This window comes from Rhodoferax sp. WC2427, assembly GCF_040822085.1.
Taxonomy (GTDB): domain Bacteria; phylum Pseudomonadota; class Gammaproteobacteria; order Burkholderiales; family Burkholderiaceae_C; genus Rhodoferax_B.
The window spans coordinates 105025-127073 of the sequence record NZ_CP162006.1 but is presented as its reverse complement, the minus strand read 5'-3'; the positions used below and the strand labels follow the sequence as shown (position 1 = coordinate 127073).

The 22049-nt window shown below is 63.4% G+C and carries 21 protein-coding genes; 12 read left to right on the top strand and 9 right to left on the bottom strand.

Annotated elements, in window-relative coordinates:
• Nucleotides 1-1056, bottom strand: a complete 1056-nt coding sequence (locus tag AB3G31_RS00560; RefSeq protein WP_367848303.1) for a Gfo/Idh/MocA family protein — start codon at nucleotides 1054-1056, stop codon at nucleotides 1-3.
• Nucleotides 1053-1856 (bottom strand): ThuA domain-containing protein, encoded by an 804-nt coding sequence (locus tag AB3G31_RS00555; protein WP_367848302.1) that lies wholly within the window; start codon nucleotides 1854-1856, stop codon nucleotides 1053-1055. The genes AB3G31_RS00560 and AB3G31_RS00555 overlap by 4 nt, the downstream gene beginning before the upstream one ends.
• Before the next feature lie 95 nt (nucleotides 1857-1951).
• Between AB3G31_RS00555 and AB3G31_RS00550 the strand changes: the two genes are divergently transcribed.
• From AB3G31_RS00550 to AB3G31_RS00535, 4 genes are all read left to right on the top strand, one after another.
• Complete coding sequence (locus AB3G31_RS00550; RefSeq protein WP_367848301.1) at nucleotides 1952-2887, top strand: helix-turn-helix domain-containing protein; 936 nt, start codon at nucleotides 1952-1954, stop codon at nucleotides 2885-2887.
• A gap of 85 nt (nucleotides 2888-2972) precedes the next feature.
• The gene (locus AB3G31_RS00545) at nucleotides 2973-4277 is read left to right on the top strand and encodes a HipA domain-containing protein (protein ID WP_367848300.1); all 1305 of its coding nucleotides are present in this window, start codon (nucleotides 2973-2975) and stop codon (nucleotides 4275-4277) included.
• Nucleotides 4274-4852, top strand: a complete 579-nt coding sequence (locus tag AB3G31_RS00540) for an NADPH-dependent FMN reductase (protein ID WP_367848299.1) — start codon at nucleotides 4274-4276, stop codon at nucleotides 4850-4852. The genes AB3G31_RS00545 and AB3G31_RS00540 overlap by 4 nt, the downstream gene beginning before the upstream one ends.
• Nucleotides 4853-4909: 57 nt before the next feature.
• Nucleotides 4910-5236: a YkgJ family cysteine cluster protein gene (locus AB3G31_RS00535; RefSeq protein WP_367848298.1), complete on the top strand. Its 327-nt coding sequence runs from the start codon at nucleotides 4910-4912 to the stop codon at nucleotides 5234-5236.
• Here AB3G31_RS00535 and AB3G31_RS00530 read toward each other — a convergent pair.
• The gene (locus AB3G31_RS00530; protein ID WP_367848297.1) at nucleotides 5184-6008 is read right to left on the bottom strand and encodes an SHOCT domain-containing protein; all 825 of its coding nucleotides are present in this window, start codon (nucleotides 6006-6008) and stop codon (nucleotides 5184-5186) included. The two genes, AB3G31_RS00535 and AB3G31_RS00530, sit on opposite strands and share 53 nt — an antisense overlap.
• Nucleotides 6009-6103: 95 nt before the next feature.
• Complete coding sequence (locus tag AB3G31_RS00525; protein WP_367848296.1) at nucleotides 6104-7372, bottom strand: carbohydrate porin; 1269 nt, start codon at nucleotides 7370-7372, stop codon at nucleotides 6104-6106.
• A 750-nt stretch (nucleotides 7373-8122) separates the two neighbouring features.
• Here AB3G31_RS00525 and AB3G31_RS00520 point away from each other — a divergent pair.
• The 7 genes from AB3G31_RS00520 (at nucleotide 8123) to AB3G31_RS00490 (ending at nucleotide 14738) form a co-directional block, all read left to right on the top strand.
• Nucleotides 8123-8773 carry a DsbA family oxidoreductase gene (locus tag AB3G31_RS00520; protein WP_367848295.1) on the top strand — a complete coding sequence of 217 codons (651 nt, stop codon included), beginning with the start codon at nucleotides 8123-8125 and terminating at the stop codon, nucleotides 8771-8773.
• A gap of 129 nt (nucleotides 8774-8902) precedes the next feature.
• Nucleotides 8903-9979: an ABC transporter ATP-binding protein gene (locus AB3G31_RS00515; protein WP_367848294.1), complete on the top strand. Its 1077-nt coding sequence runs from the start codon at nucleotides 8903-8905 to the stop codon at nucleotides 9977-9979.
• Nucleotides 9980-10011: 32 nt separating this feature from the next.
• Nucleotides 10012-11295: a PotD/PotF family extracellular solute-binding protein gene (locus AB3G31_RS00510; protein WP_367848293.1), complete on the top strand. Its 1284-nt coding sequence runs from the start codon at nucleotides 10012-10014 to the stop codon at nucleotides 11293-11295.
• Between the two features lie 212 nt (nucleotides 11296-11507).
• Nucleotides 11508-12419: an ABC transporter permease gene (locus AB3G31_RS00505; protein ID WP_367848292.1), complete on the top strand. Its 912-nt coding sequence runs from the start codon at nucleotides 11508-11510 to the stop codon at nucleotides 12417-12419.
• 1 nt (nucleotide 12420) lies between these two features.
• Nucleotides 12421-13293 carry an ABC transporter permease gene (locus tag AB3G31_RS00500; protein WP_367848290.1) on the top strand — a complete coding sequence of 291 codons (873 nt, stop codon included), beginning with the start codon at nucleotides 12421-12423 and terminating at the stop codon, nucleotides 13291-13293.
• Nucleotides 13293-14000 (top strand): GntR family transcriptional regulator, encoded by a 708-nt coding sequence (locus AB3G31_RS00495; RefSeq protein WP_367848289.1) that lies wholly within the window; start codon nucleotides 13293-13295, stop codon nucleotides 13998-14000. Before AB3G31_RS00500 ends, AB3G31_RS00495 begins: the two co-directional genes overlap by 1 nt.
• A 6-nt stretch (nucleotides 14001-14006) precedes the next feature.
• Nucleotides 14007-14738 carry an aspartate/glutamate racemase family protein gene (locus tag AB3G31_RS00490; RefSeq protein WP_367848288.1) on the top strand — a complete coding sequence of 244 codons (732 nt, stop codon included), beginning with the start codon at nucleotides 14007-14009 and terminating at the stop codon, nucleotides 14736-14738.
• Between the two features lie 40 nt (nucleotides 14739-14778).
• On the opposite strand, the gene AB3G31_RS00485 is transcribed toward AB3G31_RS00490, so the two are convergent.
• Genes AB3G31_RS00485 through AB3G31_RS00465 form a run of 5 tightly spaced genes read right to left on the bottom strand, consistent with a single transcriptional unit; the run spans nucleotide 14779 to nucleotide 20784 of the window.
• Nucleotides 14779-15822: an ABC transporter ATP-binding protein gene (locus AB3G31_RS00485; protein ID WP_367848287.1), complete on the bottom strand. Its 1044-nt coding sequence runs from the start codon at nucleotides 15820-15822 to the stop codon at nucleotides 14779-14781.
• A gap of 16 nt (nucleotides 15823-15838) precedes the next feature.
• Nucleotides 15839-16678, bottom strand: a complete 840-nt coding sequence (locus tag AB3G31_RS00480) for a carbohydrate ABC transporter permease (protein WP_367848286.1) — start codon at nucleotides 16676-16678, stop codon at nucleotides 15839-15841.
• 7 nt (nucleotides 16679-16685) lie between these two features.
• Entirely contained in the window at nucleotides 16686-17555 is an 870-nt protein-coding gene (locus tag AB3G31_RS00475; protein WP_367848285.1) for a carbohydrate ABC transporter permease, read from the bottom strand.
• Nucleotides 17556-17610: 55 nt separating this feature from the next.
• The gene (locus AB3G31_RS00470) at nucleotides 17611-18915 is read right to left on the bottom strand and encodes an extracellular solute-binding protein (protein WP_367848284.1); all 1305 of its coding nucleotides are present in this window, start codon (nucleotides 18913-18915) and stop codon (nucleotides 17611-17613) included.
• 33 nt (nucleotides 18916-18948) lie between these two features.
• Complete coding sequence (locus AB3G31_RS00465) at nucleotides 18949-20784, bottom strand: glycoside hydrolase family 2 protein (protein WP_367848283.1); 1836 nt, start codon at nucleotides 20782-20784, stop codon at nucleotides 18949-18951.
• Between the two features lie 185 nt (nucleotides 20785-20969).
• Between AB3G31_RS00465 and AB3G31_RS00460 the strand changes: the two genes are divergently transcribed.
• Entirely contained in the window at nucleotides 20970-21944 is a 975-nt protein-coding gene (locus AB3G31_RS00460; protein WP_367848282.1) for an ArsR/SmtB family transcription factor, read from the top strand.
• Nucleotides 21945-22049 lie beyond the last annotated feature (105 nt).

Genomic DNA, 22049 nt, shown 5'->3' with positions numbered 1-22049 from the left:
CTATTGCTGGATTTGCACCGGCTTGGCCGTGCGCGCACTCTCGTACAGCGCGTCCAAGATCTGCATCACCACCAGCCCCTCATCGCCGCCCGCCGGGTGCGGCGTGCCGGTGAGGATGGCTTCGGCGTAGTCGAACATGGCCGATTGGGCCGCCGCGGTGGGCGGGCACAGGTGCATATCCACCGGCGCGCCGTTGATTTCGGTGAAGACGTGCGCGTCGAAGGTGTAACCACCGTCCAGGTTCTTTTGCAACAAACCGGCTTTGGTGCCCAGCAGCCGGGTTTCCATCAGCTCGGCCTCCTGGATGTTGGCGGCCCAGGAGGCCTCCAGGGCCAGCGTGGCGCCGTTGTCGAAGCGGATGAACCCGGCAGCCAGGTCTTCCACGTCAAAGGTCTTGCCAGCCTTCTGGGCCAGGTCGCTGGCGATGGGGCTGTAGGTGCTGCCCATCACCCAGGTGGGTTGCGGGTAGCCCATCAGCCACAGGGCCAGGTCCAGGCGGTGCACGCCCAGGTCGATCAGCGGGCCGCCCCCGGCCAGCGCCTGGGTGCCAAACCAGCCGCCAAAGCCGGGCATGCCGCGGCGGCGGTGCCACACACTGCGGCCAAAGTAGAAGTCGCCAAACAGGCCTGCATCCACCTGGGCCTTGAGGGCGCGGGAGGCGGCGCTGAAGCGGTACGAGAAGTTGATCATCAGGCGCTTGCCCGCGTCCTTGGCGGCTTCCAGCATCTGGCGGCCTTCCTGGGCGTTCATGGCCATGGGCTTTTCGCATAGCACGTGGCAGCCTGCGGCCAGCGCGGCCAGGGTCAGTTCCACGTGAAACTTGTTCGGTGTGCAGACGCTGACCACGTCCAGATCTTCTGCCTCCAGCATGGCTTGCGCCGACAGGTAACGGCCTGCCACCTCGAACTCATCGCCCACCCGGTCCAGGCGGGCGGCATCGGGGTCGGCAATCGCCACCACGTCCACCAGCGGATGCTCTTGCCAGCCCTTGATGTGGGCCCGGCCCATGCCCAGGCCGATCACGCCAACGCGCAGTTTTTTGGCAGCTTCGCTCATACCAGATCCGCCTTGGTCTGGGTAATGCCGACGTTGGTGAAACCAAGCTTGGGGCTGATGGGCTCCAGCGGCGCGGCGTTCGGGCACACGTCCACAATGTTGACGCGGGGTGCCGCCCACTGCACGGCGTTGGCAATCACGCGCTGCACGTTTTTATCAAAGTAGGTGGGATAGGCCTCGTGGCCCGGGCGGAAGTAGAAGATACGGCCATGGCCGCGCTCCCAGCAGCAGCCGGAGCGGAACACCTCGCCGCCCTCGAACCACGAGATGAACACCGTGCTGTCGGGCTGTGGAATGTCGAAGCGCTCGCCGTACATCTCTTCGTTGGGCAGCTCGAAATACTCGCCCAGACCGGCGGCGATGGGGTGCGAAGGCTCGACCACCCACAGGCGCTCTTTTTCGTGCGCCTCGCGCCATTTCAGCGAGCAGTTGGTGCCCATCATGCGGCGGAAGATTTTGCTGAAATGGCCGGAGTGCAGCACGATCAGGCCCATGCCCTCGAGCACCCGCTTTTGCACCCGGTCGACCACCGCGTCCTCCACCAGGTTGTGCACCTTGTGGCCCCACCAGATCAGCACGTCGCAGCTGGCCAGGCGGGCTTCGCTCAGGCCGTGCTCGGGGTCGTCCAGCGCGGCGAGGCTGATGTCCAGCGGCAAGGCGCCGGGGTTCAGGCCGGGGGTGGCGGCCAGGGCGTTGGCAATGGTGGCGTGCAGGCCTTCGGGATAGATGGCACCCACGGCGGCATTTTCACGTTCGTGGCGGAATTCGTTCCAGACAATAACAGAAATACGGGTTTTCACTAGGAGGCTCCTGAACAGGGGTTGGGGGTTGTGTGGCCTAGACTCTAAGCCTGCCATCCCCCACCGACCAGCCCGATTGCTGTCAATAATCCGCAATGAATAGCAAAAATCCTGGATCGCTCGCATCCACTTTCTGCAGCGCCCCCCAGGCCCCATCCGCCCGCCAGGATGCGGTGGCCATGCGCCAGCACCTGGGCGATTTCCTAGGGCGCGCCATGGCGGGCAGCCTGGTGGTGCACCTGCCCGGCGGCGCCCGGGTGGAACGCGGCGAAGGCCACTTCCATGTCGGCCCCGAGCTGTTTTTGCAAACCGGCGGCTGGACCGACTTTCGCCTGCCCCACGGCACGCTGACCCTGGGCCCCGGCGAGGCCCTGCTGATGCCGCCGCAGCTGCTGCATGCCGAGCAGGTGCGCGCCGCGCCGGGCCAGCCGTTTGCCAACCTGGTGGTCTACGCCGAGGCGCACGCCCTCACCTGCCATCTGGCGCACGAAACCCAGGCCGGTCGCCCCGGCATCCGCCACCTGGAGATGCGCCAGCACCCGCAGGCCCGCCACATCCACGACTGGCTGGCCGACGCGGCCCGGCTGGGCCAAAGCCACCAGGCCGAATGGGCCACGCTACAGGTACGCGCCCTGGTGGCCGCCGCCACCGCCGGTGTGCTGCGCGCGCTGGCCGATATCGATCCGCACACCGCCCCCGAATCCGCCTGGGTCACCAAGGTGCGGGTGCTGGTGCAAAACCAGCTGGGCGATGCCGATTTGAGCGTGCGCGGCCTGGCCCAGCAGTGCGGCTGCACCGCAGACTACCTGTCGCACCTGTTCCGCCAGCAGACGCAGGAAGCCCTGGTGGCCTACATCAACCGCATGCGCATGGCCCGCGCCGCCCGCCTGCTGGCCGAGAGCGCGTTGGCCATCAAGGAGGTGGCCTGGGCCTGTGGCTACGCCAACCCCAGCTACTTCATCCACAGTTTTCGGGCCCAGTACGGGCAAACACCCAAGGGGTATCGTGCAGGGCGCGACCAACCCATTTAACCAATCAAATACTATTCACTTATCAGCTAAAATGCATATAACTTATTGATTTAATACAAAATTAACAGTATTTTTTCTATGCACCATGTCAGCTGATACCGACGCACTTCTATCGCATTTGCAAAGCCACGGCGCGGCGCGCTCTGCGGAACTCCAACAGGCCCTGGGCAAAAGCCAGTCCACGGTGTCGCGCCTGCTGGCCCAGCTGCCGGGCCAGGTGCTCACCCTGGGCCAAGGCAAAAGCGCCCGTTATGCCCTGCCCCAGCCGATTGCAGGCGGTGCCGCACAACAACCGCTGTGGCGGGTGGACAGCGCAGGCCGGGCCCAACCCTTGGGGCATGTGAGCCTGCTGGCCCGGGACCACATCCACATCGAAGCACCCGGGCTGGATGTGCTGTCCACCACCGGCTTGCCGTGGTACTTGTCGCCACTGCAGGCACAGGGCTTTTTAGGTCGCCTGCTGGCGCAGAGCCTGGCGGGCCATGGCGTGCCCGGCAACCCCGACCAGTGGGACCTGCAGGCCACGCTGACCGCCGCCTTGCACCTGCACGACGCGCCAGGAGCCCTGGTGCTGGGGCACCTGCACGCAGCCACCGCTTTGCCTGCCCTGCCCCCACCCGGACCCGAACTGGGCCCGGCGCTGGACACGCTGGCCCAGAACATTGCCCACACCCTGCCTGCGGGCTCGTCGATCGGGGGCGATCAACCCAAATTTTTGGCCACCAACCACCTGGGCACGCCGGTAGTGGTGAAGTTCTCGCCCCCGCACGGCACGCCGTTTGGCGAGCGCTGGCACAACCTGCTGCACGCCGAAGCCCTGTGCCTGCAGGTACTGCAAAGCTACGGCCAGCAGGTGGCGGTGTGCGAGGTGGTGCACAGCCACACCCGCACCTATTTGGTCAGCCAGCGGTTTGACCGCATCGGCAGCGCGGGCCGCCAGCATGTGGTGCCGGTGGGGGCAGCGCATGCGGCTTTTGTACCCGGTGGCTACCAGCACTGGGCGGCCACCTGCGATGCCCTGGCGCGGCAAGGGCGGCTATCGGCAGACGATGCGCTGCAGGCACTGTTCCGGCTGCAATTTGGCCGTCTGGTGGGCAATACCGACATGCAGGCGGACAACCTGGGCCTGTTTGCCCAGGGCGACAGCCTGAAAGACATGGCCAAGGGCCGTTTCACCCTGGCCCCGGTCTACGACATGCTGCCGATGCGCTACCAGCCCGATGCCCAGACCGGCGCCCTGGACTACGCCGCGTTTGCCACCGATGGCTTTTGGGCCAACGCTAACGCCATGGCTGCGGCCCGGCAGTTCTGGTCGCTGCTGGCCGAGCACCCGCAGGTCAGCCCGGCGTTACAAGGTTTGGCCCGAACTATGGTGCAATCTGCGGTATGAAAACACTCCTCTTCGCGGGCAGCACCCGCAAACAGTCGTACAACCGCCAACTGGCCCACGCCACCGCCCGCATCGCCACGGCGGCCGGAGCCGAGGTGACGCACATCGAGCTGGCCGACTTTGACATCCCCATGTACAACGCCGACCTGGAGGCCGAGGGCACGCCCGCCGACGTGCTGCGCCTGAAGGAAATCATGTTTGCGCACCCGGCCTGGCTGATCTGCGCGCCCGAGTACAACGGCAGCTACCCCGCGCTGCTGAAAAACACCATCGACTGGGCTTCCAGCCCCATCAAGACCGACCCGGTGTGGAAAGACGGTTTCCGCTCCTTCACCGGCAAGGTAGTGGGCCTGCTGAGTGCCTCGCCCGGCGGGCTGGGGGGTTTGCGCTCGTTGACGCACCTGTCGCCACTGATGGCCAATATGCAATGCTGGGTGGCGCCGAAGCAATTCGCACTGGGCCGGGCGTTCGACGCGTTTGCCGAAGACGGCAACCTGAAGCAGGACGCCCACCGCGCCAGTGTGCAGGCGGTGGTGGAACAAGTCCTGTGGGCTGCCCGCAAGTTTCAAGCCTAATCGGCCTCTCATGCTCATTCCATCAGCATGAGCAGCTACTAAAACCATAGTAAACCCATGGAATGCAGACTAGGCTGCGGCGCCTGCTGCATTGCCCCCAGCATCAGCTCGCCCATCCCCGGCATGCCGGTGGTGGACGGCATCAGCAAGCCCGCCGGGGTGCGCTGCGTGCAGCTTGACGCGGCCAACCTGTGCCGCATTTTTGGCCAGCCCGAGCGCCCGGCGGTGTGCGGCCAGCTACAGCCCGCACGGGACATGTGCGGCAGCAGCAACGGGCACGCCATGCGCTACCTCACGCAGCTGGAAATTGCCACCCGGCCGGGCGAACCAGTCACATATCTTTCAGGATCTCCTGGCGCTTCTGCTGGTACTCCTGGTCGGTGATCAGGTCTTTTTCACGCAGGCTTTTCAGTTTTTGCAGGCGCAGTTCCTGGGCGTCATAGAAGGCGGCATCACGCTGCACAGGTAGCGGAGCAGCCACACTGGCGCGGGCGGGTGTCGGCACAGGGGCAGGCACCAGCGCAGGGGCCATGGCGGCCGTCAGCGGAAACGCCAGCCAGTCGGCCCGGGGGTTGGTGCCCAGATTACTCTGCAATTGCGCCGAGCCCGCCGTACTGCGCGAGCCGTAGCCAAAACTGGGCGTGATACCCGTGCCACGCCACTTGTCGTAAAAATCAAAACGCGCATCGCGCACCACCAGTTGCAGGCCATCGGCATTGACGAACACGCGGGCGGTCACGGCCATGGGCGGTTCGATGGAGTTCTTGACGCGCCGCTCGCTGCTCAGCAGCAGCACATCCTGGCCCGGTGTAGCGCTGGCCAGGGCCTGCGCCAAGGGTTCAGACACCTGCTCGGCCTCGTAGGGCGTCATGAGCGGCTGGGATACCTTGCCGACGGTGGTGCGCACCGAGGACAGCAGCTGTTCCAGCGTGCGGGCCGCAATCAACGCCGGATGCCGGTTGTCGGCTGTCCCGGCCTCGCGCGGTGCCAGCTGGACGCTGGAAAAGTCGTGGATCTCCCAGCTGGTCCGCTGGCTGGCATCGCCCGCCTTGCTGGTGCCAAACAGTCCATCGAACAGGCCTGCGTGGGCCGTGGGTACAAGCAGCAGGCTGGCAGCGCAAACCGCCGTGGTGATCCATGGGTGGGGATTTCTCATAGCTTCCATTTCAAAAACAAAAAGCCCGTGCCGGTACCGTTGGAGATAACGGCACCGGCACGGGCAAAACTCAGTTCCTCGCAAAAACTAAGGGCTTACCACCAGGCTTCGACTTGCACACCCACCGTGGTGGCTTTGGTGCGGCCATTGGCACCAAACGAGGAGCTGTTGGCCGCCGCAGCTGCATCGTTCCAGTTGGCACGGGTCGCGTACACGCGGAACTCAGGACGGGTCCAGAAGTCGGTGTTGGGCGAGAAAGCCACGGCAAACGTGCCCTTGGTCAGGTGCTGCTTGTCTTGGCCGTCAATCTTGCGCTGGGTTAGGCCCAGTTCACCCAGCAGCTTGACGTTCTTGGCCACACCGTAAGAGACACGTCCACCAAACGACAGATCTTTCTGGGTCGGCGAATTGTCCAATTTGAGGGTTTGGTAACCCAGCAAAGCCTGGCCACCGAACGGGCCGTTTTGCCAGTTGATCACGTCCACGACGCGGCTTTGCTTGGCACCTGCGGCCGCTACGCCCGCCGAGTCGTCCAGGTTGTAGAACTGGCCGCTCAGGCTGGCGTGGCCCGTCGATCCCTGGAGGAACAAGGAGTTGTTCATGCCCGGCACTATGAAATCGCTTTGGTTGTGCAGCAGGCCCAATGCGCCACCATTCGAGCCCTGGGCAAAGGTGCCATTCACCACGCCGCCGGTCAGGGTCAGCTTGCCGCCAGGGTTGACCGGCATGTCGCGCAACTGGAAGTTGGCGCGGCGCGCATTATTGGTACTTTTGTTGCTGTTGCCCGAGCTGCCGTCGCTGTACACCGCCAGGTTCAACTTGCCAAAGCCTACGTCGATGCCATCGGCACCGGCACCGTAGTTGTCGCCGTCTTGCATGAGCCAGTTGTCCACGATATGGATGTCTTGCACGCGGTGGAAGCGCTGACCCGCCCAGAAGCTGACGTTGGGCGCAAAGTCCAGCCCCTTGATATCGGAATAGATTTGGGGGGTGCCAGTATCGCCGTTGTAGTAGTTGGGCATCCAGTGCACGCCCCACTTCAGGCCGCCACCCAGGTCCCAGTTCTTGCCGATCAGGACTTCGAAATAGTTGTCGCCTTCATTGCCCAGACGGTACTTTTGCAGGTCACCACCGAGCGAGTAGCCACCTTTGGCCTGGCCGTTCGCTGCCGAATAGAAACCGGTGCGCAGGTAGCCGGTGAACTCCAGGCCGGTGGCATCGGTGACCTTCTTGACCACCTGGGTGATCTGCTTCTCCAACGTGGGATCCACAGGCACGTCGTTTGCCGCCTGGGCAAAAGCATGGCCACCAGCGGCCAACAACGATGCGGCGGCGACGGTGGCTCGCAATTTAAAGAACTTCATCTTGGGACTCCATTGGTTTTGGGGTTGGCCAGAAGAAATCTTCCAGCCACGAGATCCTGAAAATGCCGGCCCGCACGCCAGCCCCCGGAAGGCATTTGTAAACGCACCGTAAATTTCTTTGTAGCTTATGTAAGTAAGTTACATGATATTTACAAATTTACACATATTTAACCTGCATTCCAGACATGCAGGCAAACACAGGGACGTAGCAACACCTGCCTCTTTCACTCACAAAATTCGCTTTGTATGCGGTTTGTGGAGCACTTTCGGACACCGCAACTTTAGAAATTTAGTTACTTAGCCAAACTAAGTGTTTGTACTAATTTGTTGCTTTTATACAAAAAATTTACATAAGCACCCCTTCGTGGGTGCCCTGTGCACCAGCTCGGACTTCGGGGATACAGAACACATGCCGCGGCTTTTCTCTGGAGCAAAACTGTTAGCCGAGAAAAGGGGCCAAAGAACGCACCGGCCGGACCCAAAATCCACCCGTTTCCAACGGACTTTGTGTTTGGCTATTCTTCTAATGGTTCTATTAATACATAGTAGTAGTAGTAAGCATGCGGCTCTTCTGTGGGTAAGCCTGTTTTGTTCTTTTAAATCAACAGCTTATCCCATGTTGCCAGGTGTGCGTGACCTTGCTTTTCTGGTGTCACGCCAAAATGAACAACTTTTCAATCACCGCGTTCCCTGTGGATAACTGTCCGGTTATGCCGGAACTATCCACAGCTTTTCAAGACCAGGAAAAATATGGCAACCCAACTCAAAATTGATTTCGTCTCGGACGTGTCCTGCCCCTGGTGTGTGGTGGGTTTGAAGTCGCTGGAACAGGCTTTGGAGCGCGTGGCAGACAGCATCACCACCACGCTGCACTTCCAGCCATTCGAGCTGAATCCGCACATGGCCCCGGAAGGCGAAGACACCACCGAGCACCTGGCGCGCAAATACGGCTCCACCCCGGCCCAGGCGGCGGCCAACAAGGAAAACATCCGCGCCCGCGGGGCGGAACTGGGCTTTACCTTCAACCTGGGCCAGCGCAACCGCATCTACAACACCTTCGACGCGCACCGCCTGCTGCACTGGGCCGAGCTCGAAGGCCACCAGCACGCCCTGAAACAAGCCTTGTTCGATGCCTACTTCACCCTGGGGCAAAACCCCAGCGACCACGCCTTGCTGGTGCAGGTGGCCGAACAGGTGGGGCTGGACCCGGTGCGGGCGCGGGAGATTCTGGAATCCGGCGCATTTGCCGAGGAAGTGCGCCAACGCGAAGAGTTTTATACCAGCCAAGGCATCCATTCCGTGCCCGCCATCATCATCAACGACCGGCATCTGATCTCTGGAGGCCAGCCGCCCGAGGTGTTTGAGCAGGCTTTGCGGCAGATTGCGGCAAATAGCCGGTAGCTAGCGCACCAAGCCTGCGCGTTCTGTCGGTGCAGGGGTAGATTGCGCACATTCCCGGTGCAGTTTTGTACGCAATTTCACAATCGCACGGTACGCAGAGCTGGCACGGCCTATGCATAGGGGACGGGTATGCCCGCTCCTACCCCCCCTTCCACTTCTACTACCGCACCTTCGGCCATCGAAATCATTGCGCTGACCAAGCGCTATGGGTCGTCCAAGCCGGCCGTTGACACCATCAACCTGCGCATCGCCAGCGGCAGTTACTGTTGTTTGCTGGGGCCCTCGGGCTGCGGCAAAAGCACCACGCTGCGCATGGTGGCCGGACACGAGTCGGTTACCAGCGGCGACATCCTGCTGGAAAACCGCAACATCACCGACCTGCCTGCTGCCGAGCGCGGCACGGCCATGATGTTCCAGAGCTTTGCGCTGTTTCCACACCTCAGCGCACTCGACAACGTGGCCTTCAGCCTGAAGATGAAGGGCATGGACAAGGCCGAGCGGCATGCCAAGGCCAAGGATTTGCTGGAGCGGGTGGCCATGGGCCACCTGGCAGACCGCACGCCCAGCGAGCTGTCGGGCGGCCAGCAGCAGCGCGTGGCCCTGGCCCGTGCGCTGATCACCCAGCCCAAGGTGCTGCTGCTCGATGAGCCCCTGTCGGCCCTCGACCCGTTTTTGCGCATCCAGATGCGCGCCGAGCTGCGCCGCTGGCAGAAAGAGCTGGGCCTGACCTTCATCCACGTCACCCACTCGCAAGAAGAAGCCATGGCCCTGGCCGACACCATGGTGGTGATGAACCATGGGTTGATCGAGCAGGTGGGTAGCCCGCACGAGGTCTACAACCGCCCGGCCAGCGAATTTGTGGCGCGCTTCATGGGCGGCCACAACGTGCTGGACACGCCACGCGGCAAGATCGGTGTGCGCACCGACCACATGCAAATCATCCCGCCAGAGGCCGCCGTGGCCGACGGCCCCGACAACATCCGCGCCGTGGTCAGCGATGTGGAGTACCAGGGCACCTATGTGCTGCTGGGCCTGCAAAAACCCGGCGTGGCCCAGACCGCCAGTTCCACCGCCGAGTTCTCGGTGATGGTGTCCGAAGCCCGCTTTGCCGCCCGCCCCTACCGCGTGGCCGAAGCTGTGCAACTGGCCTGGGCCCCCGAGGCCGCCCACCCGCTCGGCCCCGTATCTGTTCCTGTCGCCGCTTAATTTTTCTACCCGCAACCCTAGGAGTTTTGACCATGTCCGACGTACTTCCTGAACCCACCAATGCCTTGAAGGCCACCATGCAGCGCCGCTCGCTGCTCAAGGGCACGGCTGGCATTTTGGCCACCGGCATCTTCCCGGCGGTGCACTCTGCTGAACCCATCGTGCTGCGCTACCTGGGCACCGCGGTGAACCAGGACAAAGCGATTGCCGAAAAGTTCAAGGCCGACACCGGCATCACCATCCAGTACGTGGCCGTGACCACCGACGACGTGACCAAGCGCGCCGTCACCGCGCCCAACAGCTTCGACCTGATCGACACCGAATACTTTTCGCTGAAGAAGATCGTGCCCACCGGCAACCTCAAGGGCATTGACGTCAAGCGCATCAAGAACGCCGACAAGATCACCACCCTGTTCACCACCGGCATGGTCAACGGCAAGGCCGTGGGCGACCAGGGCACGGCGCCCAAGAAGGTGATCTTCCTGGAAGGCGAGAAATCCAAGGTGTTCTCCAAGACGCCCACCCAGTTCATGTCGCTGATCCCCACCGTGTACAACGCCGACACGCTGGGCATCCGTCCCGACCTGATCAAGCGCCCCATCACCTCCTGGGCCGAGCTGCTGAACCCCGAGTTCAAAGGCAAGGCCGCAATTCTGAACATCCCCTCCATCGGCATCATGGACGCGGCGATGGTGGTCGAAGCCATGGGTATCTACAAATACCCTGACAAAGGCAACATGACCAAGAAGGAAATCGACCTGACCATCAAGACCCTGATCGAAGCCAAGAAGCAAGGCCAGTTCCGCGCACTGTGGAAAGACTTCAATGAGTCGGTCAACCTGATGTCGTCCGGCGAAGTGGTGATCCAGTCGATGTGGTCGCCTGCCGTCACCGCCGTGCGCACCAAGGGCATCGCCTGCACCTTCCAGCCGCTGAAGGAAGGGTACCGCGCCTGGGCTGCCGGTTTCGGCCTGCCAGCTACCTTGAAGGGCAAGACCCTGGACGGTGCTTACGAGTTCATCAACTGGTTCCTCGACGGCTGGGCCGGTGCCTACCTCAACCGCCAGGGCTACTACAGCGCCGTGCTGGAAACCGCCAAGTCCAAGATGGAAGCTTACGAGTGGGCCTACTGGATGGAAGGCAAGCCCGCCACCCAGGACATCAAGGGCCCGAACGGCGACCTGCTGGCCAAGACCGGCGCGACCCGCGACGGCGGCAGCTACGAAGCCCGCATGGGCGGCATCGCCTGCTGGAACGCACTGATGGACGAAAACAACTACATGGTCCAGAAGTGGAATGAGTTTGTAGCTGCGTAAAGGTCTCGCTCGCGACGGGCGGTGATTCCTCCCTCCCCCTCCGGGGGAGGGCCGGGGTGGGGGCACAGTGGCACAGGCCCAATTTATAAGAAATAGGCCCTTACCGCCCATTCCATAAGCGTGAGTAGCTACCCATTTGATAGTAAACCTTTAACCGGCAAGCCCCCACCCTAGCCCTCCCCCGGCTGGGGAGGGAACCAGACAGAACATCCATGAGCACACCCACCGCCTCCCTCCCCTCGCCCACCCCCGCGCCGGGCCGCAGCCTGTCCGCCTGGTGGCAGGCCACGCCGTTGACAGCGGTGTTTGCGGTGTTCTTTTTGGTACCACTGGCGCTGATCCTCATGGTCAGCTTTTGGGACTTCAACGAGTACGAGCTGCTGCCCGGTTTCACCTTCAAAAACTACATCTCGATTTTTGACGGTTGCGGCAACACCACGGAGATGTGCGTCACCCTCAAGACGTACCTGTCCACCTTCAAATTCTGCTTCATGGTCTGGCTGATCACGCTGGTGATCGGCTTTGCGGTGTCGTACTTTCTGGCCTTCCACATCCAGTCCCAAGGCACGCAGACGCTGCTGTTTGTGCTGTGCACCATCCCGTTCTGGACTTCTAATGTGATCCGCATGATCTCGTGGGTGCCGCTGCTGGGGCGCAACGGGCTGGTCAACCAGGGGCTGGTGGGGGCCGGGCTGGTGGACAAGCCGATCGAGTGGCTGTTGTTCTCCGACTTTTCGGTCACGCTGGCCTTTGTGCACCTCTACACCATGTTCATGATCGTGCCCATCTTCAACAGCATGATGCGCATCGACCGCAGCCTGCTGGAGGCCGCCAACGACAGCGGCGCCAGCGGCTGGCAAACCCTGTGGAACGTGATCGTGCCGCTGTCGCGCACCGGCATCATCATCGGTTCCATCTTCGTCATCACCATCGTCATGGGCGACTTCGTCACCGTGGGCGTGATGGGCGGCCAACAGATCGCGTCTATTGGCAAGATCATCCAGGTGCAAACCTCGTACCTGCAATTCCCCCTGGCCGCCGCCAACGCGGTGATCCTCCTGGCCATCGTGCTGATGATCATCTGGGCGCTGACCCGGCTGGTCGATATCCGTAAGGAGTTGTGAGATGAAACGCGCACCCGGTTTTGTGCCTTTGGCGATTGTTTTCGCCCTGTTCGTGCTGTTCATGTACGGCCCGATGTTCGTCATCTTCATCCTCAGCTTCCAGGGCCCTGAGGGCGGTTTGACCTTTCCGCTGCGCGGCCTGTCGCTGCACTGGTTTGCCAAGCTGGCCGAAGGCCTGGGCGTGGTGGACATTGGCGCGGCCCTGCGCCGCTCGCTGGCCCTGGGCCTGGCGGTGATGGCCTGTACGGTGGTGTTTTCGGTGCTGGCCGGCCTGGCGTTTCGCAAGAAGCTGGCGGGGGGCAATGCGCTGTTTTTCATCGTGATTGCCAGCCTGATCATGCCGTCCATCATCGTGTCGCTGGGCATAGGCCTGGAGTTTCGCCTGCTCGACGGTGGCATCAAATGGGCGCTGGAGGTTTTGGGCATGCAGGACATCCTGGACGAATACGGCACCGCCCTGGGCCTGTTCACCTCGGCCCTGGGCGCGCACCTCACCTGGACGCTGCCGTTTGGCCTGCTGATCATGTTTGCCATCTTCAACCGCTTCAACCCGGCCTACGAGGAAGCCGCCCGCGACCTGGGCGCCACGCCCTGGCAGAGCTTCAAGCACGTGGTGCTCCCGCTGATTGCGCCCTCGGTGGTGGGCATCGGCATGTTCGGTTTCACCCTGAGCTGGGACGAAATTGCCCGCACCTCGCAGGCGATTGGCGACGTCAACACCCTGCCGCTGGAGCTGCAGGGCCTGACCACCACCGTCACCACACCGTCGATCTACGCCATCGGCACGGTGACCACTGTGGTGTCGTTTATCGTGATGGGTATCACGCTTTTGTTGGTTAAGCTCTTGGGTCAGAAATCAAAAGGCCGCCCATAGTGTCCACCGCCCCCGTTCCCGCGCTCAGCGACAGCGACATTTACGAGCGCATCGTCTCCGCCATCCTGGACCACCGGCTCCAGCCTGGCACCAAGCTGGTGGAAGACAAACTTGGCACCGCTTTTGGCGTGTCGCGCACCCGCATCCGCCCGGTGCTGGTGCGCCTGGCCAACGAACAGATCGTCACCATGGTGCCCAATCGCGGTGCCTGCGTGGCCCAGCCCACCGAGCAAGAGGCGCGTGAGGTCTTCGAGGCCCGTCGCCTGGTGGAGCCGCCGCTGCTGGAGCGCTTTATGGCCGTCGCCACCCCGGCCGACATTGCCATCTTGTCGCACTTCATCGCCGAGGAAGAGGCGGCCCGCGCCAGGGGCGACGTGCGCCACGCCATCCGCATGTCGGGCGACTTCCACCTGACCATTGCCGAGCGCGCCGGGCAGCAGACCCTGGGCCGCATCCTGCGCGAACTGGTGTCGCGCACTTCGCTGATCCTGATGACCTGGGGCCCGGTGGACCTGCCTGGCAGCCGCGCCGGAACCTGTGGCTGCCAGGAACACCGCTCGGTGCTGGATGCCATCCGTCTGCGCGATGTCGATGCCGCCACCCGCTTGATGCGCGAGCACCTGGAGCACCTGGAAGCACAAGTGCAGTTCGGTACCGTAGCCACCCATTCCCCCGACCTGATCGAACTCTTCGGCCACGCCGCCTGACCCCCCATGCGCCATCTGCTGGTCATCAACCCCAACACCAGCGACAGCGTTACCGGGCTGTTGCGCACCCACATCCTGCAGGCCAGCGGCCCCGACGTGGCGGTGCACATGGCCACGGCGCGCTTTGGTGCGCGCTACATCTCCAGCGAGGCCAGCTACGCCATCGCCGGGCACGCCACGCTGGATGCCTGGGCCGCATGGATCGCCGACGGCGGCCCCATGCCGGACGCCGTCCTGATCGGCTGCTTCGGCGACCCCGGCCTGCTGGCCCTGCGCGAATGCAGCCCGGTGCCGGTCACCGGCCTGGCCGAAGCCGCATTTTTTGAAGCTGCCCAGCATGGCCGCTTCGCCATCGTCACCGGCGGTGTCGCCTGGAAGCCCATGCTGCAACGCCTGGCCCACAGCCTGGGCTATGGCGACCGTCTGGCCCACATCCACACCGTGCAGGCCACCGGGGCCGAGTTGGCCGCCGACCCCGCCGCCGCCCGCACCCTGCTGGCCGCCGCCTGCGCAGAGGCCGCCGCCCAGCCCGGCGTGCAGGCCGTGATTTTGGGTGGCGCCGGTTTGGCGGGCATGGCCGCGCAGATCCAGCACGCCGTGCCCGTGCCGGTGGTCGACAGCGTGCTGGCCGGTGCCCGGCAGGCGCAGCAATGGCGTAGTGGCACGCCTGGCCAAGTCCAACTGGCGGGCGCGTGGACGGGCCTGTCGCCTGCGCTGATGCAGATTGCTACCATTTAAGTAGCTGCTTACGCTTATCCAGTAAGCGTAAAGGCCATATTTAACCTAAAGCGACCGTGCGGCCCGCGCTGTCAAAGCAATGCAGGGTGTTCAGGTCGAACTCCAGCGTGACCGGGTCGCCGATCTGCAGGTTGGTGCGCTCGGCCTGGCGGGAGATCATCTGCGTGCCCATCACGTCCACGTGGATCAGGGTGTCGGCCCCCAGGGCTTCGATCAGCTCCACCTTGCCGGGCACACCGGCACTGCCCACGGGCAGAACCTTCACGCCTTCGGGGCGCACGCCGATCAGGCCGTCCTTGGGCACGCGGCCTGCGGCCTGGCCCGCCAGCGCGCCGAACTGCGACAGCTGGGCGGCCTTGACGATGTTCATCGACGGCATGCCGATGAACTGCGCCACGAACTGGTTGGCGGGCTTGTCGTACAGCTCCAGCGGTGCGCCGACTTGCTCGATGGCACCGTCGCGCAGCACCACCACGCGGTCGGCCAGGGTCATGGCTTCCACCTGGTCGTGGGTCACGTAGATGGTGGTCACACCCAGGGCGCGGTGCAGCTTGTGGATTTCGACACGGGTCTGGCCACGCAGGGCGGCATCCAGGTTGGACAGGGGTTCGTCGAACAAGAAGATCTTGGGTGCCCGCACGATGGCGCGGCCAATGGCCACACGCTGGCGCTGGCCGCCGGAGAGCTCTTTGGGGGTGCGCTTGAGGTAGGCGGTGAGGTTGAGCTTGTCGGCGGCGGCCTCGACCTTTTTCTTGATCTCGTCCGGGGCCACCTTGGCCAGCTTGAGGGCGAAGGACATGTTGTCGAACACCGTCATGTGCGGGTACAGGGCGTAGCTCTGGAACACCATGGCCAGCTCGCGCTGGGAGGACGGCAGGTGGGTGATGTCCCGTCCGTCGACATGCAGGGTGCCGCCGTCGGTGGTTTCCAGCCCGGCAATCATGCGCAGCAGGGTGGACTTGCCGCAGCCGGAGGGGCCGACGAAAACGATGAACTCGTTCTTGTTGATATCGAGATTGATACCTTTGATGGCGCGGTGCTCGCCAAAGAATTTTTCAACACCGCGGAGTTGCAGAAAAGACATGATGGATTGTTTGAATTTATTTAAGACCGGTGGCCGCCAGAAACCCGTGCGTCACCCGCCGCTGGAACAGCAGGTAGGCAATCGCCACCGGCGCACCGCCCAAGAGCGCCGCCGCCATGGTCTGGGCGTAGCGCACGCCGAAGGCATCCTGGATCTGCGTCAGACCCACCGGCACCGTCATCATGTGCGGCGAGGTGATGACGATGAAGGGCCACAAAAAGTTGTTCCATGCGCCGATGAACACGATGATGGCCATGGCCCACAGAATGTTTTTGCTGATGGGCACAAAGATGTGCCACAGCACCTGCCACTCGCTGGCACCTTCCATCATGGCCGACTCGCGGAAGTCGCGCGGGATGGCATCGAAGAAGCCGCGGAACACATAGATGGCCATGGGCGAGACGATCTGCGGCAGCACGATACCGGCCAGCGTGTCGATCGCGCCCAGCTGGTGCATCAGCCGAAACAGCGGGATCAGCAGTGCCTCGAACGGAAACATCACGCCCACCATGGCCAGCAGGAAAAAGCCGTCGCGGCCCCGGAACTTGAGCTGCGAAAACGCATAGGCCGCCAGCACGCTGATGGCCACGGTCAGCACCGTGACCGCCACCGAGGTAATGATGCTGTTGAACATCCAGGTCGGCAGGTTGCCCACCGACAGCACCTTGGTGAAGGCCCCCAGCGTCCAGTCTTGCGGCAGCCAGCGCATGGGCTGCAGCACGGTTTCTTCTTCGGGGCGCAGCGAGGTGCTCAGCGCCCACAGCAGCGGCGCCATCCACAGGGCGGCCAGCACGGCGGTGAGCAGCAAGGCGGCCGTGGCCCAGCCCCAGTCGGCGAAGCGGCTCTCGCTTTCCATTCTTGATTTAATTGGCATGGCGACCCCGCAACAACCAGTTTTGCACCAGCGACACCAGCAACACCACCACCATGAACACCACCGCGATAGCCGATGCGTAGCCCGCGTTGTCGTTCACAAAGCCGGTCTCGTACATGTAGTGCAGCACCACGCGGGTGGAGTTGAACGGCCCGCCGCCGGTCATGATGTAGGGCTGGCTGAACACCTTGAGCGAGCCAATCAACTGCAGCAGCACCACCATGATGGTCACCGGCATCAGCTGCGGCCAGGTAATAAAGCGGAACAGGTTGAAACCCCGTGCACCGTCCAGCCCGGCGGCCTCGTAGATGTCGCTGGGGATGTTGCGCAGCCCGGCCATGAAGAACAGCATGTTGAAGCCCACCGTCCACCACAGCGTGGCGATACCCACCATGGGCATGGCCCACACCGGGTCGCTGAGCCAGGCGTTCTGGCTTTCAAACACGTAGTTGATCACGCCAAAGTTGGGGTGCAGCATCCACCCGGCGATCAGCGTCATCACGCCCACCGGCAGCACATAGGGCAGAAAAAAGGCGGCTTGCACCAGCGACTTGCCCCGGTCCATGCGCTCCACCAGCAGCGCGGCCACCAGGCCCATGGCGGTGAGCGGCAGCACGGTGAGCAGGCAAAAGTACAGGGTTTGCAGCAGCGACGACCAGAAGTCGGCATCGCCAAGCAGCTCGATGTAGTTGGCCAAGCCAACAAAGCCGATGGTGGCGGTGGTGCTGCTCTGGGTAAAGCTCAGCAGCAGGGTCTGCACCGCAGGCCACAGAAAAAACAGGCCGTAGGCCAGGGCGAACGGGGCCAGCATGGCCGCTGCGTGCAGCGGGATGCGAGGGAGCTTGGGAGCGGGCCGCATGGGAACTTTCGTGGGTGGCGCAGCCCCGCACCGCGCAGGGCTGCTGGCTAGTGACTTACTTTGCGGGGCGGGGCGATGCCAACAGCTTCTTGGCTTCGGCATCGAACATGCCCAGCGCTTTGTCTACGGGCAACTGGCCGGTCATGGCCGCCGGGAAGAACTTGGCGGCGCTGGCCTCCATCGGGCCTGCGGCACCACCGTACCAGCCTTCGGGGCTGAAGACGATGTTCTTGGCCACCACGCCGGAGAACTCGTTGTTGGGCTTCATGGCCTTGAGCGCATCGGATTCGGCCACGGCGGTGAACGCGGGGATATGGCCGCCACCGGCCCAGGTGATGGAGTGCCGACCCACGTAGTCCACAAACTTCAGCGCACCTTTGAGGCGCTCGGGCGCGATCGGCTTGCCCTTGTTGTCCGGCACCGCAAAGGCGTGCGAATCGCCCCATACGCTCTGGTTGGCGTACAGCTTGGGCAGGGGCACGATGCCGTATTCAAACGGCAGCTTCTTGCTGGCGCTCAGGTCTACCATGCTGGGCACTTCCCACACGCCGTTGAGCATGAAGGCCGCCTTGCCGCTGAAGAATTGGGCGTTGGCCGCGGGGTAGTCCAGGTTCTTGGCGGCGTAGCCCTTGCTGAACCAGTCGGTGATGACCTTCATGGAATCCACCCCCGCCTCGCCGTAGGCCAGTTTGCCGTTGTCCAGCATCTTGCCGCCGCGCTGTGCCAGCATCGACAGCCACAGGCGGTAGCCCATGTAAGAGTTGGTATTGCTCTCCATGGCGAACGCGTCGCTGCCGGTTTTCTCTTTCACGGCGCGGAAGGCATCGGTGAGTGCGGCAATGCCTTCGATGGGTTTGAGGTTGCCTGCGGCATCGGCCAACCCGGCCTTGGCGACCAGGGTTTTGTTGTAGTAGAGCACCAGGGCGTGGGTGTCCAGCGGGATGGCGTAGGTCTGGCCGTTGTACTGGCCTTTTTGCCACTGGCGCTCGGCGTAGTCGGTGCCCACAATGCCGGCAGCGGCCAGCTCGGCCGGGGCCAAGGCCCGCAGCGCGCCCGACGGGCCAAAGTCGCCCATGCGCGACAAATGCAGGTTGATCAGGTCCGGCCCCGCGCCCACCGCCGAAGCCGTGCGCACCTTGGTGTAGAAGGGCACGCCCCAGGGCAGGGTGGTGGTTTCCACCTTGTAGTCGGACTGGCTGGCGTTGAAGCCATCGACCAGCGTGGCCAGCCGGGCACCATCGCCGCCGCTGAGCAGGGTCCAGAGCTTGATGTCGGTGGCGGCCCAGCTGGGCGCGCTAAAGCTGGCCACGGCCAGGGCGACCGCGGCCAGGCCGGTGCGGCGGTTGAAGGAAGGGGTCATGTGTTGTCTCCGATTGTTCTTAGGGGTGAAGTTTCAAGAAGCAGTGCGCGTCTTGGCTAACCAGCTGGGCAGGTAGCCCAGCGGGTTATCGGGGGCGATGCGCTGCGCCACGGCAGCACCTCGGGTGTGGGCGGCCAGGGTGGCCAGGTCGGCTTTGGGCTGGCGGTCTTCGGTGAGCAGGCCGTTTTGCTCCAGAAAGGTGTCGGTCAACTGGGTGTAGCAAAAGCCCGCCAGGTTGCCACAGTCGTGCACGCTGGCCAGCAGCTCGCCATACTGTTGCAGCAGCTCCTCCGGGTTGCGGGCAGAGGTGTAGCCCCAGGCGGCGGTGCCGTCGGGCTTGCCGGGCACCATGGCAATGCCGCCAAACTCGGTCAGCATGGCCGGGCGGTTGGTGGTGTCAAAGCCAGGCAGCACCAGCATGCGGCGGGCGTGGCGCGAGTGCTGCAGCGTGTGGGCAATGGCCTCGGCGCTGCCGTAGCGCTGGCGGAACAGCGCGGGGTCGTTGCTGTAGTCGTGGATGGCCAGGATGTCGCCGCAGGGCATTTCCCAGCCGTCGTTGCCTATCACCGGGCGGCTGCCGTCCAGCGCCTTGGTCAGGTGGTACAGCGCCTGCACAAAGTTCACCTGGCGCGGGTCGTGGGGCAGCTCGGGCACGCCCCAGGATTCGTTGATCGGCACCCAGGCCACCACGCAGGGGTGGGACAGGTCGCGCTGCACCAGGGCCTTCCATTCGTCGGCTACGCGGTCCACCGTCTCGGCTGAGAAGCCATAAGCCGAGGGCATTTCGGCCCACACGCACAGGCCCAGCACGTCGCACCAGTACAGCCAGCGCGGGTCTTCGCTTTTTTGGTGTTTGCGCGCGCCGTTGAAGCCCAGACGCTTGATCAGTTCCACATCGGCGCGCAGCTCGGCGCTGGTGGCCGTCATCAGCGAGGCGGGCCAGTAGCCCTGGTCGAGCACCATGCGCAGGGGGTAGCTGCGGTTGTTGAGCATGAAGTTGGCGGCATCCAGCTTCACATCGCGCAGGGCGGTGTAGCTATCCACCCGGTCCAGCACGGTGCCATCGGCATCCAGCAGGGTGAGCGTGGCATCGATGAGCTGCGGGTGCTCGGGGCTCCAGCACAGGGGGTCGCGGGCCGAGTCGATGCCGGGGTCGGGCAGGTGGATGCTGCGGCGCACCTGGCCGTCTTGCACCGCATAGGTGTCGTTCGACAGCTCGGTGCCATCCAGCGATAACTGCACTTGCAGGCGCTGGCCGGGCTGCGGCTGATGGACCGCCGCATCCAGCCGGATCTGCCATTGCGCCACGTCCGCCGTCCAGCGCAGACCGGCCAGATGGCTGCTCTGCACCACTTCCAGCCACACGCTGCGCCAGATGCCGCTGGTGCGCGGGTACCAGATGTTGTGCGGCTCGGGCTGCCAGTCCTGCTTGCCGCGGGGCTTGTGCATGTCGTGCGGGTCGTCCTCGGCCAGCAGGGCCAGGGTGAAGCTGCTGCCGGTCACGTAGGCGCTGATGTCCAGCTGGAACGGCGCATGCCCACCCCGGTGGGTACCGACCTGCTGGCCGTTGACCCACACCGTGGCCGCGTAGTCCACCGCGCCAAAGTGCAGCAGCACGCGCTGGGAGGCGCTGGGGGCGGCGGCCAAATTCTCAATTGTCACCGTGCGGTGGTACCAGCAGCGCGGGTGGAAACCGGTGTCGGCAATGCCACTGCGCTGCGACTCGGGGGCGTAGGGCACGGTGATGCGGCGGTCAAAGGCCACGTCGGCGGGCAGCGCCCAGCGGGCGGCATCGTCGAAGGCAAATTGCCAGTCTCCGTCCAGACTTTGCCACTGCGCGCGGCGCAACTGGGGGCGGGGGTACTCCATGAACTGTTTCCTGGTTGGTTGTAACAAGTGCTGGAATTTACCCATAATTACCGTAACTAACAAGTTTTATTGCGATGAATACATCTAGGTGTTTTCACCAGGGAATCGCCCCTTCTGGCGCGCAGAATCGCGCTGTGTGCCGCACGGTCCCCCACTAGAATCGCAACTTAAATGGTGATTAAGCAATGAACAACAAACCCAAATTCACCAGCAAGCGGGTGCTCATCGTGGAAGGCGAGGCCACGCTGCCGATTGCCAAGGCGCTGGCCTCCGAGACGCGGCAAATCATCCTCAGCCTGTTGACGCACAACGTGATGAACGTGAGCGAAATTGCCGAGGCGATGAACATGCCGCACTCCACCGTCAGCTTCAACCTGAACCAGCTGCAGGCCGTGGGCCTGATCAAGGTAGAGGTAGAGCCCGGCACCCGCGGCACGCAAAAGCTGTGCGCCAAGCGCTACGACGAGCTGGTGTTCCAGCTGCCCGGTGCGGCCGCCGAAGTGGCCCCGGACGTGGTCACCGTCAGCATGCCCATCGGCAGCTACCGGCATGTGGAGGCCCGCCCCACCTGCGGCCTGGCCAGCGAGACCAAGATCATCGGCCTGCTCGACGATGCCCGCTCGTTCTTCGAGCCCGAGCACCTGCACGCCCAGCTGCTGTGGTTCGGCAAGGGCTATGTGGAGTACGCGTTTCCCAACAACCTGCCGTTTGGCGCGGTGGCCCGCTCGATCGAGCTGTCGATGGAGATCTGCTCCGAAGCACCCCAGTACAACCTGGAATGGCCGTCCGACATCACCCTGTGGATCAACGGCTGCGACGTGGGCACCTGGACCAGCCCGGGCGACATGGGCGGCACACCCGGCCTGCTCACGCCCAGCTGGTGGCACGAGGACCAGACCACCTACGGCTTGCTGAAACGCTGGAGCGTCACCGCCCAGGGCTCGATGATCGACGGCATGGCCCTGCTGCCCATCACGCTGGAGCAGCTCAACCTGGGCGGCTCCAACCACATCAAGGTGCGCATCGGCATCAAGGACGACGCGCGCCACCAGGGCGGCATCAACCTGTTTGGCCGCCGTTTTGGCAACTACCCACAGGATCTGGTGATGCGCATCGCCTATGAATTTCCGGCGGAAGCCACCCGCACCCTGGCTAAATAGTTGCTATATATAAAGTAGCTGCTCATGCTTATTCAATAAGCGCAAGAGCCTTTTTTTTCATAAAAATCTAATTCTGGAGAAAGTCCCCCGAATCGGCCGAAATGC